Source organism: Bifidobacterium sp. M0399 (genome assembly GCF_016100595.1).
Lineage (GTDB): Bacteria > Actinomycetota > Actinomycetes > Actinomycetales > Bifidobacteriaceae > Bombiscardovia > Bombiscardovia polysaccharolytica.
This window is the reverse complement of record NZ_JACFSD010000002.1, coordinates 202742-214658: the sequence shown is the minus strand read 5'-3', so window position 1 is coordinate 214658 and position 11917 is coordinate 202742. Positions and strand designations below refer to the sequence as shown.

Below are 11917 nucleotides of genomic sequence, written 5' to 3'. Positions count from 1 at the left end.
AGCCCTGGGGGTGGCGGGCGGTAGCATGACAGCATGACTATGGCGCAATGGCAGACCCTGAGCAGACGCGTAGATGCGGTGGCCCCCAGTGCCACTCTGGCCGTGGATTCGAAAGCCAAGGCCATGAAGGCCCAGGGCATGAATGTGATCAGCTTCGGTGCCGGCGAACCCAACTTTCCCACGCCTGACCACATCGTGCAGGCAGCGGCCCGAGCCTGCCTGGATCCGAGCAACCATCGCTATACGCCCACGGCGGGCCTGCCCCAACTTAAACAGGCCATCGCCGACAAGACCCTGCGCGACTCGGGTTACCAGATCGACCCGGATCAGGTGGTGGTTACCAACGGTGGCAAGCAGGCCGTCTATGAGACTTTTCAGATCCTGTTGAATCCTGGCGATGAGGTCATCATCCCTGCACCCTACTGGACCAGTTATCCACAGATGGTTCTGCTGGCCGGCGGCCGGCCGGTCCCCGTGCTCAGCGGAGCCGACCAGGGCTATATCCCCAGCCTGGAGCAGCTGGAGGCGGCCCGGACCGAGCGCACGCGCGCCATCATTCTCAACGTGCCTGCCAACCCAACCGGGACGGTCTGGGACGACGACCTGGTGGCAGCCGTGGGCCGTTGGGCTGTGGAGCACCAGATCTGGGTGATCAGCGACGAGATCTACGAGCATTTGACCTACCAGGAAGCGCACACCCCCTATCCGGGCGCTCTGGTGCCCCAGGTGCGCGATCAGCTGATTGTGGTCAACGGTGTGGCCAAGACCTATGCCATGACCGGCTGGCGGGTGGGCTGGCTGATTGCCCCCCTGCTGGTGGCCAAGGCGGCCGCCAAGCTTCAGGGACATATGACCTCCAACGTGGCCAACGTCTCCCAGCAGGCGGCCCTGGCGGCCCTGACCGGCGGTTTGGAGGACGTGGAGGCCATGCGGTCGGCCTTCGCCCTGCGTCGGCGGGCCATCGTGGATGCTTTGAACGCCATGCAGGGTGTGACCTGCCCTGAACCCCTAGGCGCCTTCTATGCCTTTGCCGACGTGACTGGCCTGCTGAATCAGCCAGTGGGTCCACAAGGTACGGTCTGTGCCACCTCGGGTGAGCTGGCCGAGGTCATCCTGGAGCAGATCCAGGTGGCGGCCGTGCCAGGCGAGGCCTTCGGCGCGCCCGGCTGCCTACGCTTCTCCTATGCGCTGGCCGATGACGACCTGGCCGAGGGCATGCGGCGCCTTGGGGACTGGATCAGCGCCTGATCCGGCTCCTGAGCGAAATGCTATGGTGGCAACACGGTTGGACGCAATCCATCCTTTAGGCTAGACTTGCCATTTGGCGGTTTTTCCTCCCTGTCGAGTAGGCTGGTGGGAAGTTCCGATAGGGAAGTGGCGCAATTGGTAGCGCAACGGTCTCCAAAACCGTAGGTTGTGGGTTCGAGTCCCGCCTTCCCTGCCAAGGCTTGCAGCAGATGATGCAGAACAAACGAAGGATGGATGACCATGGCACAGAAGGATGGGGCTGAGGAAGCCAAGCCGAACTTCTTCATGCGTATCGGGCTCTTCATCAAGCAGGTCATCGACGAGATCCGCAAGGTCGTGACCCCCACGGGCAAGGAACTGGTGGGCTGGTCCGTGGCCGTCTTCATCTTTGTGCTCCTGCTGATGATCTTCGTGACTGCGATGGACTTCGGGCTGGGCAAACTAGCCCTCCTGATATTCGGCTGAGCCGTGACAAGGTAGAAGGTGGAGTGATCCATGAGTGATGATCTGACCAGAGAGGGACTGGACCCCGATCAGGCAACTGAGTCGGTCCCGTCGGCATCCGTCGACGCCCCCGCGCAGGAGGATGCCCAGGTCCAGGATCAGCAGCTCGGAACCTCTTCGGAGCAGGCTGAGCAGGACAAGGCATCCGCCGAATCTGCCCAGGCCAAGGATACCCAGGTAGATTCTTCCGATTCCGACGACCAGGCTGACCAGGAGGATCCGGGTCAGCGTGCCGTGGACGAGTTCTCCAAGAAGCTGCGCACTCTTGAGGGCAAGTGGTACGTTCTGCACACTTACTCCGGCTACGAGAAGCGCGTCAAGGCCAATGTGGAGTCCCGCGTGGCCTCCTTCGGCTTGGAGGACAAGGTCTTCCAGGTGGAGATTCCCATGGAGGAGGTCGAAAAGCACACCGACAAGGGCAAGAAGGTCGTCACCCGCGTGCGTGTGCCCGGCTATGTGCTGATTCGCATGTGGCCAGATGAGAACGCCCGCCGCATCATCCGCGACACCGAGGGTGTCACCGGGTTCGTCGGTCCCAGCAAGGAGCCGGCTCCGCTGACCCGCAAGGAGGTCGTCCAGATGATGGCCCCCATGATTGCTTCCGAGGCCTTAAAGGCCGCTGGAGACAAACCCGAGGCTGCCAAGAAGCGCACCGTGGAGGTCTCCTACGCCGTCGGCGATCAGGTCACCGTCACTGAAGGACCCTTCGCCACCATGGCCGCCGTAGTCTCTGATGTCGAGCCCACCACGCAGAAGTTGACCGTTCTGGTCTCCATCTTTGGCAGGGACACCCCTGTTGAGTTGGGCTTCGACCAGGTCGAAAAGATCGTCTGAGCACCGTCGGCCGGTCCCCGGTCGATGAGATAATCGTCAAGCTTGTGCTCCCTTGTGGAGAGCATTTGGAAAGAACAGGTTGCGGGAGGGGACCTATGGTCTCCGACATCACCGCTTCGTAGAAAGAAGAACCAGCATATGGCTGCAAAGAAGAAAGTCACCGCGCTGATCAAGGTGCAGATAGAGGCCGGCAAGGCCAACCCCGCGCCCCCGCTGGGCCCCGCACTGGGTTCCCATGGCGTGAACATCATGGACTTCTGCAAGCAGTACAACGATGCCACCAAGGACAAGATGGGCCAGGTCATTCCCTGCATCATCACTGTCTACGAGGATCGTTCCTTCACCTTCATCACCAAGACCCCGCCGGCAGCAGACCTGCTGCGCAAGGCGGCCGGCGTCTCCAAGGGTGCCGGCAACCCGCTGACCACCAAGGTGGGATCCGTCACCAAGGCCCAGGTCCGCGAGATCGCCCAGACCAAGATGGAGGATCTGTCGGCCCGTGACGTCGAGGCCGGAATGAAGATCATCGAAGGCACCGCCCGATCCATGGGCATCACCGTCACCGACTGAAATTTTTGTTGTGAGCGGTAGGGCATACGCTTGCCCGCACCGCGACTGCTGATAGGAGAAGCAGATGACCAAGCGTTCCAAGAAGTACCGCGAAGCGGCCGAGAAGGTCGATCGCACTAACCTGTACACCCCCGAGGAGGGCATCGCCCTGCTCAAGAGCATGCCTAAGCGTGGGTTTGACGAGACCGTGGAGGCCGTCTACCGCCTGAACGTCGATCCCCGCAAGGCCGACCAGCTGGTCCGCGGCACCGTCAGCCTGCCCAACGGCACTGGCAAGACCGTGCGCGTCCTGGTCTTCGCCCGTGGTCCTCAGGCGACTGCAGCCGCTGAGGCCGGAGCTGACGAGGTTGGCGACGACGAGCTGGTAACCAAGGTCGCCGGCGGCTATCTGGACTTTGATGCCGTGGTGGCCACCCCCGACATGATGGGCAAGGTCGGTCGCCTGGGCCGCGTGTTGGGTCCCCGTGGCCTCATGCCCAACCCCAAGACAGGCACCGTGACCATGGATGTGGCCAAGGCGGTCACCGAGATCAAGGCCGGACGTATCGAGTTCCGTGTGGACAAGAACGGCAACCTGAGCTTCCCGGTGGGCAAGGTTTCCTTCGAGCAGCAGGCTCTGGAGGAGAACTTCCACGCGGTCGACGAGGAGATCAAGCGTCTGAAGCCGGCCACGGTCAAGGGCCGCTACATCACCAAGGCCACCGTCACCACCACCATGGGCCCGGGCGTTCCTCTGGACACCGCGGTGCTCTGAGTCAGTTCGACTGTATACTTCCAGGGCGGGAGACCTTCGGGTTCCCGCCCTTTTTATATCTTGGCCTTACGGCAGTTGGTCCGGCACCAGTCAGTCGGCGCCCGGATGCGATCTGCGGATTCTGCCGATAATCAGGGCCGCCCGGAGGACGAAGGATTCTCGCGGGTCCATAGCATCCCAGCCAGTCACCTCCACACAGCGCCTCAGCCGGTAGCGCACGGTGTTGGGATGGATGCCTAGCTTCTTGGCGGTGACCTCCAGCGAGTTGCCCGAGCGCAGAAAGGTGAGCAGCGTGGTCGGCAGGGGCCCGTCCGGATCCTGTCCGGCCAGGCTCATATAGATCTCTTGATAGAGCTGGTCGGCAGCGTCCGTGTCTCCGTTCAGAGCTCGTTCGGGCAGAAGATCGTCGGCGTGCAGTGGTCTGGGTAGGGCGGCAGTGATGGGGTCAGCCACTGCTGGAGCCGCCGCATGCGTGCTCAGGGCAGCTCGGATGGAGTCTTCCGCACCGGAGATTCCATGGCGGAGAGGTCCCAGGCAGACAGCTGATTCGTCGGTGAAGAACCGCAGGATGGATGCGCAGAAGTCGGCTGGGGTGCCTGACCGGTCGGGATTGATCAGGACCACCATGAGCCCCTCGCTCTCGCCCACCAGAGCCCTGCCACCTTGACGGACCACCGTGGTGTGTATGGGCTGGCGGGCGTTCTCCATGCCCTGCCCGTCATCGTTGCCCTGGGCCTCGCCGACGACAGCGAAGCAGTCGAATTCGGTCGGCCAGCCTAAACGGGCCAGATCATCCACCGTCCGTGTGTCTGCCGTTTTCTCGATCAGATGCCGAATGATCCTCGACTCCGTTACTGCCTTGCGGCCGCTCCGCGTCTCTGCCAGGTCGGCGTAGAGCTCGGCTGCTGCGGTGGCGGCTTGGCGGGTGTAGACCAGTGTGGCTCGTTCCCCTTCGGCTCCCATGGTCCGGCCAGCCTCCTCAAGCATGTCCAGAATGACCTGGGTCAGCTCCATGGCTCTGTGCGGACCCAGGCTCCGGGAGAGCTCGGCTGGTACGGGTGAGGGGACTTCGCTGTCTTCTGTGCCCTGGGAATCAAGTCGGGACAGCAGGTCGTTCAGAGCCGTTTGAATGGCCCCCTCCAAGGTTCTGCGCCCATCAGCGGGCACGGACCTGGCCCAGGGCAACGCCTCCTGCAGATGATCCAGTGTCTTCAAGAGAATCTGCTCCATGGCGGCATCGGAGGCAGTAGATGACCGGTGAGCTTGCTGCGCCTCGGCAGGTTCATCGTCCTTCGGTCTGGACCGCTTCGACTTGCCGATCATGTCGGCCGGTCCATCAGGTTTTCGGCGCGGGCACGGCGGCTCTGCCGGACCATGTCCAGGATCAGGAAGGGCACTGCCATGTCCACCGGCAGCATGTGCCGTTCGAAGTTGTTGGCTGGGGCAGTGATCATGACCCCCATGATCAGCAGGAGGGGGAACCAGCACAGGGCCCCGCGCCAGTGGCCGGCAGACAGGCGGGCGACAATCAGCAGCAGGGCGGCCACCACCCAGAAGTTGGCACGTGCCACCAGGCCCAGCAGGGGGGTATCGGCCCAGGTTCTGACGAATCCCGTCACCCCGTTGCGCCAGTCATGGCACCAGGCCGCCAGCCAGGAGCCCGAGTTCTGCACGTAGCCGTTGTTGAGGTAGTAGGACATGGCCACGTAGGCAGGGTCGCCGGGGTCGAAGTAGCCGTAGGACTCGGCCATGAAGGCATCCAGGTAGATCACCGGGTTGCGCAGTCCCACCTGGAGCCAGGCCCGATTCAGCCGGGAAAGCTGCTCGGGCGTGACGGTTCTCCATCGATAGACGATCAGTTTGGGCTGGTTGCCCGAGGACTTGACCCGGTCTGCCTCCCAGGGGGTGTACTGGATGGCGGCATTGTCCAGGTCCATGATGGGCTCAAGGTCGGCCCTTGCCTGGGCCGGAATCCCCTGAGGGTTGCGCTGGGCCACCCGGGCGATCTGCTGTAGCTGGATGCTGCGGCTCTCCACTGGGTCGCCCTTAATGACCGTCCCTGTGGCCATCATGGCCCCGGTCACCCCTGTGAACAGGACCAGGGGCAGCAGGAGACCTATCAGGATGGTGGCCCACTGGCGACGGTGGATGATCAGGGCCAGGACCAGCTGGGCCAGGACGATGTAAAGGCCATACTTTGCGCTGATCAGCATGGTTAGGGTGCTCAAGGCGAGGGCAGGTCGCAGTCGGGCTGCCTGGCTTGCGTACAGTGGCGAGTTCTTGTCCGCTGACTCCAGCTGGTGGCAGATGCCGAACCACCAGACGAAGGCGAAGGCGAAGAGTGGGGATTTGGTCAGGCTGAAGGTGCTGAAGACCACAAAGGGGGAGAAGAGAAAGAAGAGCATGACCAGGGTGCGGGCCAGCGCCCCGACATGTTCAGTTTCGCTGCCGCGCAGGAAGCGGTCGGCAGTGACGGCGCAGCAGAAGGCCGCAAAGATCACCTGCAGCCCCGATAGGAGCACAATGCCCGCGTCATAGGATCCGGTCAGATGGTTGGAGGCCATGATGGTCATCCCGTAAAACAGGGTCAGCACTATGTTGTGCTGATCGGTCAGGAAGGCCGGGTGACCCGGCCACAGGTAATGACCGATGGGATAGACATCCATCTGGGTGAAGGCATTGCCGCCGTAGGGGGGCTGATCGCCCTGCAGCTGGGCCAGGAAGTTGGCACATTCCTGGGCCTGTGCATACAGGTCGGCCCCGTAGGCGGCCAGCAGGGTAAGAAAGGCCCAGGCCCAGCCCAGCAGGAGCAGACGCATGATGGGTCGCCAGCCGCTGGTTTGTCTGGTGATGAAGGCCGCGTAGGCACGCATCCGTGGGCGCTGTGCCAGGGCCGTCAGCCGCTGCGGCATCCTGAGGGGTCTGCAACCCAGCAGAATCCGGCGGCAGACCAGGACCAGTGCCAGGCAGATGGCCAGGGTTCCCAGCATGATCAGCATCTGGGGCAGGCCCACCTGTGTCAGCGAACCCTGCTGCCGGTAGATGGGGCCCAGTCCAGTGCAGAAGGCAATCCAGAGGCAGGCCAGCAAGGCCAGGACCAGGCCGACGGTCCGGGATGCACGAGACCCAGGTCTCCCGGTCTGCAAGGCAGATGTCTGCACAGGTTGTTCGCCCGCCTCTCTCGCTTGCACCCGTCCGCTGTCTGCGCTCAAAAGAACCCCTTTCGCGGGTCATGCCTGGTGTACGGCTTCCCTATTTTATCCAGTGCCCATCCGAGGATGCGCTCTGAGCTATCCAAGGGTCTCCTGTGAAAAGATACAAAAACCGGCCGTCGCTTTTGTGGGTGGTTCGCTACCGGGGCTGACCCCTTGTGCCGTATAGTGGAACGCGTGCCTCATCAGAATATCAAGTGGCAGCCATCGGCATCGCTGGACAGTGGCGTACTCTCCTCGATCGTGGTGCTCGACACCGTCGATTCGACCAATACGCTCGTGGCTCATGCTCTGGAAGCCTCGACGTATTCGGATGCGCGCGACCGGGTCGAGCGGCTGTTTGGGGGCGGTGAATCGACAACGAGCACGGAGACCGTGAAGGGACTGGCCTCTGGCACAAGGGGAAAAGCCGAAGATACGCCTCGAAAAAATGCCCGTCAGGGTGTTTCTACGACTACACGGTACGAGGGAAGAGTCGCAAGTAGGGGTATTCGGCGATGGCCGGGCGCCGGGAAGAGCACCATGCCGCTGAGCGTAGCGGTTGCCGATGCGCAATCCCGGTGCCGCGGTCGTCTTGCCCGAACCTGGGTCAATCAGGCCCGATGCTCCCTGCTGGCCACTTGGGCCCTGCCGCTGCCCACCGGACTGCTGACTGGACCCTTTGGCGGATGGATGCCCATGGTGGCGGGGCTGGCTGCTCTGGAAGGCCTGCAGGATGTGCTTGAGTACCACGGCTGCCCGCTGGCTGACGGCGGCGACCCTGAAAGGGTCCTGACCCTCAAATGGCCCAATGATCTGTTTTGCCGCGGGGCCAAGCTGGGGGGTATCCTCTGCGAACTGGTCCGGGTGGATCAGGACTGGTCGGCCTTGGTTGTCGGCATCGGCATCAACCTGTTCCTGCCACGGCAGGCGCTGCCCATTGCGGAGTCCACATCTTTGCAGCTGCACTACCAGGACCTGCCCGACTATCAGACCCTTCGCGACGACCTGGTCGATGCCATCAGCTGGCACCTGAGCGGGGAGATGGCCCCCCTTGGCTTTGGCGGGTCGCTGGATAGGACCTTGAACGGACCCCAGGGTCTGCGCTCGCGGATTGCCGCGCTTAGCTGGACGCTGGGCAAGCGGGTCAGGGTTGTCCCCGTGGCCGGTGAGCCCGTGGAGGGCCGTGCTTTGGAGATCAACCCGGATGCCTCCCTGCGGGTGCAGCTGACGGATGGCGACCAGGTTGAGGTATCTACGGCAGACGTGGGTGTCCTGCCTGAAGTGGCAGCTGTGGGGGCCTAATCCCCACCCTGTTCATGCTTTCCGTCAATCCAATCACCCTTGATCAACCAGTGAGGAGAGGGGAATGAAAAAACTGCTGATCGCCAACCGCGGCGAGATAGCCCTGCGGGTTGTGCGCACAGCCCAGGAGATGGGGATCGCTACCGTGGCGGTCTATGCCGACCAGGATCGTGATGCCCCCTATGCCCAGATGGCGGACGAGGCCTACCTCTTGCCCGGGGACACCAACATGGAGACCTACCTGAACGAGGATCTGATCGTCTCCATCGCCCGCCGGGCCGGCGCTGATGCCCTTCACCCGGGATACGGCTTCCTGTCCGAGTTCTCCTCTTTCGCCCGCAAGGTGCTTGATGCGGGCATCACCTGGGTGGGGCCGGATCCAGAGGTCCTGGACGAGCTGGGCGACAAAATCACCGCCTGCAAGGTGGCCGAGCGGGCCAGGGTGCCTGTGGTGCCGGGCCTGAGCGAGCCCGTCACCGATATGCGCCCCCTGCTGGACTTCGCCGACGAGCACGGCTATCCGGTCATGATGAAGAAGGCTGACGGCGGCGGCGGCCGGGGGATAACCCTGATCAATGACAGCGACGAGCTGCGCACCTTCTACATGAACCATGATGCTCTTCAGGGCGGCGACCTGGGCGACTACTTCATCGAGAAGTTCGTGGACCGCGCCCGACATGTGGAGACCCAGTCCGGCAGGGACAGCCACGGCCAGTTCACCGTCTATTCCACCAGGGACTGCTCGGTTCAGCGCCGCAACCAGAAGCTGGTGGAGGAGGCCCCGGCTCCCTTCCTGTCCGACGATGTGATCGCCCAGCTTGAGGGGTTCTCCCGCCGTCTGTTCGATACGGTGGGCTATGTGGGCCTGGGCACCTGCGAGTTTCTGGTCACCCCCAGGGACGACGTCTACTTCATGGAGGTCAACCCCCGGCTGCAGGTGGAGCATACGGTCAGCGAGCAGGTCTGCGGACTGGACCTGGTCCGCGAGCAGCTACGGATCGCCGACGGCGGTTCCCTGAACGTGGCGCCCCCGCCCCGCGGTCACAGCTTCGAGCTGCGCATCACCAGCGAGGACCCGGCCACCAACCTGACCCCCAGCTCAGGGACCATCGAGTCGATTCAGTGGCCTTCCGGCCCCGGCATCCGCGTGGACTCGGGCGTCGAAGTGGGCGACACGGTCTCGCCCAGGGACGACTCCATGATGGGCAAGCTGATTGTGACCGCCCAGGACCGCCCGGCCGCCGTGGCCAGGGTTCGCCGGGCCCTGCGCGAGATGAGCATCAGCGGGGTCCCCACCCCGGCCGGCCTCTTCCAGAAGATCTTCACCAACCCCGAGTTCACCGCCGAGGACGGGCACTCCTTCGATGTGTCCACCAAGTGGCTGGAACGGGTTTACCTGAATGTGGAGCCTGCCTCCAACGGCAGCGGCCAGCCAGCCTCGGTCTCCGGCGCCTCCGCCCAGGAACAGGACCGGGACAGCGATCCCATGGAGACCTACAACGTGGAGATCGACGACAAGCGGGTCAGGTTGGCCCTGCCCCAGTCACTGCTGGGAGGCATGGGCGGCGTCGGCGGCCATGGCGGCATTTCCCGGCCCCGGCAGCCCCTGCGCGGGCGCGGGCTGCGCGATCAGGAGCCTGGCGCCCCCCGGCAGGATGCGGCCCGGTCCGGCATCATCGTAGCCACCATGCAGGCTGTGGTCACCCGCATCAACGTGGCCCCCGACCAGGAGGTGGACAAGGGCGACCTGCTGGTGGTTCTGGAGTCCATGAAGATGGAGAACTACGTCTATGCCCCGGCCAAGGGGCGTGTGAGGACCATCGATGTGTCCGTGGCACAAGGGGTGGATCCGGGCCAGACCCTGGTCACCCTGGATCTGGGCGGGGAGGAGCAGGCATGAGCGTCACCGAATCCACCTTGGGCTCCCAGCCGGTGCGCCAGGGCATCCACCGGGCCGCCGCCCTGGCCAAGCAGGCTGAGGAGCACGCCCGCGACCGTCAGCATGCCAAGGGCAAGCAGACCGCCCGGGAGCGCCTGGATCTGCTCTTCGACAAGGACACCTTCGAGGAGGTGGGCCGCTTCGCCGGCGGCGACATCGCCGGGGACCGGGCGGGCTCTGCGGTCATCACCGGCTTCGGCCTGGTCTACGGGCGCAAGGTCGGCGTCTACGCCCAGGACTTCTCCGTTAGGGGCGGTACCCTGGGCCGGGCCGAGGGCGAGAAGATCTGCCGGCTCATGGACATGGCCCTGCGGATCAAGGTCCCCATCGTGGCCATGATCGACTCGGGGGGCGCCCGCATCCAGGAGGGTGTGGCTGCCCTGACCCAGTACGGACGCATCTTTCGCAAGACCTGCCAGGCCAGCGGCTTCGTCCCGCAGATTTCCCTGATCCTGGGGCCCTGCGCAGGCGGTGCCGTCTACTGCCCGGCCCTGACCGACCTGATCATCATGACCAAGGAGAACTCAGACATGTTCGTCACTGGTCCTGATGTGGTCAAGGCGGCCACCGGCGAGACCATCAGCATGGACCAGCTGGGCGGCGGCTACGTGCACAACACCCGTTCCGGCGTGGCCCACTACCTGGGTGAGGACGAGGCCGACGCCATCGACTACGCCAGGACCGTCCTGGCCTACCTGCCTGCCAACAGCGGACAGGAGCCTCCCCGGTACGCCTTCATCTCCGGCCATGCCGAGCGCCAGGCCGCCAAACGCCTGGCCACGGTCATCCCCGAGAACGACCGGCAGCCCTACGACGTGCTGGACGTCATCCACGCCATCGTCGACTACGGCGAGCTGGTTCAGGTCCAGGAGCTCTACGCCAGGGCCATCGTGGTGGGCTTCGCCTGCCTGGAGGGCAGGCCGGTGGGGATCGTGGCCAACCAGCCCATGGTGGACGCAGGCAGCCTGGATGTGGAGTCCTCCGAGAAACTGGCCCGCTTCGTCCGCCTCTGCGACGCCTTCAACCTGCCGGTCATCACCCTGGTGGACACCCCTGGCTACAAGCCGGGTTCGGACCAGGAGCACGCCGGAATCATCCGCCGGGGTGCCAAGGTCATCTACGCCTATGCCAACGCCCAGGTGCCCATGGTCACCATTGTGCTGCGCAAGGCCTTTGGCGGCTCCTACATCGTCATGGGCTCCAAGGCCATCGGCGCGGACCTCAACTATGCCTGGCCCTCCTCGCAGATCGCCGTGCTGGGAGCCCAGGGCGCGGTCAACATCATCCACCGGCGCGACCTGCAGGAGGCCAAGGAGGCCGGCCGGGACGTGGATGAGCTGCGAAACAGGCTGGCCCAGGAGTACGAAACCAGCACCGTCAACGCCAATCTCTCCCTGGAGATGGGCGAGCTGGACGGCATGATCGACCCCGAGCAGACCAGACCGGTCCTGGTTCAGGCCATGGACCTCCTGGCAGACAAGCAACGCGTCAGGGTCAACGACAAGCACCACGGCAACCAGCCTCTATGAGCTTCCCTTCGTCATTATCAGCAATTCCCAACTCTCTATGAAT

10 protein-coding genes and 1 tRNA gene are annotated in these 11917 nt (G+C 63.9%); 9 read left to right on the top strand and 2 right to left on the bottom strand.

The window, feature by feature from the left end:
• Positions 1 to 39: 39 nt before the first annotated feature.
• The 6 genes from H3V09_RS05525 (at position 40) to rplA (ending at position 3910) form a co-directional block, all read left to right on the top strand.
• Positions 40 to 1248, top strand: coding sequence for a pyridoxal phosphate-dependent aminotransferase (locus tag H3V09_RS05525; RefSeq protein WP_198191445.1), 1209 nt, complete (start codon positions 40 to 42; stop codon positions 1246 to 1248).
• A 120-nt stretch (positions 1249 to 1368) separates the two neighbouring features.
• Positions 1369 to 1444: transfer RNA gene (locus H3V09_RS05520), tRNA-Trp, on the top strand.
• A gap of 44 nt (positions 1445 to 1488) precedes the next feature.
• A complete protein-coding gene (gene secE / locus H3V09_RS05515; RefSeq protein WP_046323894.1) occupies positions 1489 to 1713 on the top strand; it encodes a preprotein translocase subunit SecE in 225 nt (74 codons plus the stop codon).
• A gap of 30 nt (positions 1714 to 1743) precedes the next feature.
• Positions 1744 to 2586, top strand: a complete 843-nt coding sequence (nusG, locus tag H3V09_RS05510) for a transcription termination/antitermination protein NusG (protein ID WP_046323364.1) — start codon at positions 1744 to 1746, stop codon at positions 2584 to 2586.
• Between the two features lie 138 nt (positions 2587 to 2724).
• Complete coding sequence (gene rplK, locus H3V09_RS05505; RefSeq protein WP_015022451.1) at positions 2725 to 3156, top strand: 50S ribosomal protein L11; 432 nt, start codon at positions 2725 to 2727, stop codon at positions 3154 to 3156.
• Between the two features lie 64 nt (positions 3157 to 3220).
• On the top strand, positions 3221 to 3910 hold the full coding sequence (rplA, locus tag H3V09_RS05500; protein WP_046323363.1) for a 50S ribosomal protein L1: 690 nt from the start codon (positions 3221 to 3223) through the stop codon (positions 3908 to 3910).
• 90 nt (positions 3911 to 4000) lie between these two features.
• Here the strand turns inward: rplA and H3V09_RS05495 are convergent, their stop codons facing one another.
• A complete protein-coding gene (locus H3V09_RS05495) occupies positions 4001 to 5233 on the bottom strand; it encodes a PucR family transcriptional regulator (protein WP_198191334.1) in 1233 nt (410 codons plus the stop codon).
• A complete protein-coding gene (locus H3V09_RS05490) occupies positions 5230 to 7122 on the bottom strand; it encodes a DUF6020 family protein (RefSeq protein WP_198191335.1) in 1893 nt (630 codons plus the stop codon). Before H3V09_RS05490 ends, H3V09_RS05495 begins: the two co-directional genes overlap by 4 nt.
• Before the next feature lie 177 nt (positions 7123 to 7299).
• Here H3V09_RS05490 and H3V09_RS05485 point away from each other — a divergent pair, with 177 nt between their 5' ends.
• The 3 genes from H3V09_RS05485 (at position 7300) to H3V09_RS05475 (ending at position 11874) form a co-directional block, all read left to right on the top strand.
• On the top strand, positions 7300 to 8406 hold the full coding sequence (locus tag H3V09_RS05485; protein WP_198199038.1) for a biotin--[acetyl-CoA-carboxylase] ligase: 1107 nt from the start codon (positions 7300 to 7302) through the stop codon (positions 8404 to 8406).
• A gap of 64 nt (positions 8407 to 8470) precedes the next feature.
• The gene (locus H3V09_RS05480) at positions 8471 to 10306 is read left to right on the top strand and encodes an acetyl/propionyl/methylcrotonyl-CoA carboxylase subunit alpha (RefSeq protein ID WP_198191337.1); all 1836 of its coding nucleotides are present in this window, start codon (positions 8471 to 8473) and stop codon (positions 10304 to 10306) included.
• Positions 10303 to 11874: an acyl-CoA carboxylase subunit beta gene (locus H3V09_RS05475; protein ID WP_198191338.1), complete on the top strand. Its 1572-nt coding sequence runs from the start codon at positions 10303 to 10305 to the stop codon at positions 11872 to 11874. The genes H3V09_RS05480 and H3V09_RS05475 overlap by 4 nt, the downstream gene beginning before the upstream one ends.
• The last annotated feature ends 43 nt before the right edge of the window (positions 11875 to 11917 follow it).

Bases quoted from the DNA above. Each gene is read 5' to 3' on its own strand.
- H3V09_RS05525 (WP_198191445.1), top strand. From the start codon at position 40: ATGGCGCAATGGCAGACCCTGAGCAGACGCGTAGATGCGGTGGCCCCC.
- secE (WP_046323894.1), top strand. From the start codon at position 1,489: ATGGCACAGAAGGATGGGGCTGAGGAAGCCAAGCCGAACTTCTTCATG.
- nusG (WP_046323364.1), top strand. From the start codon at position 1,744: ATGAGTGATGATCTGACCAGAGAGGGACTGGACCCCGATCAGGCAACT.
- rplK (WP_015022451.1), top strand. From the start codon at position 2,725: ATGGCTGCAAAGAAGAAAGTCACCGCGCTGATCAAGGTGCAGATAGAG.
- rplA (WP_046323363.1), top strand. From the start codon at position 3,221: ATGACCAAGCGTTCCAAGAAGTACCGCGAAGCGGCCGAGAAGGTCGAT.
- H3V09_RS05495 (WP_198191334.1), bottom strand. From the start codon at position 5,233: ATGATCGGCAAGTCGAAGCGGTCCAGACCGAAGGACGATGAACCTGCC.
- H3V09_RS05480 (WP_198191337.1), top strand. From the start codon at position 8,471: ATGAAAAAACTGCTGATCGCCAACCGCGGCGAGATAGCCCTGCGGGTT.
- H3V09_RS05475 (WP_198191338.1), top strand. From the start codon at position 10,303: ATGAGCGTCACCGAATCCACCTTGGGCTCCCAGCCGGTGCGCCAGGGC.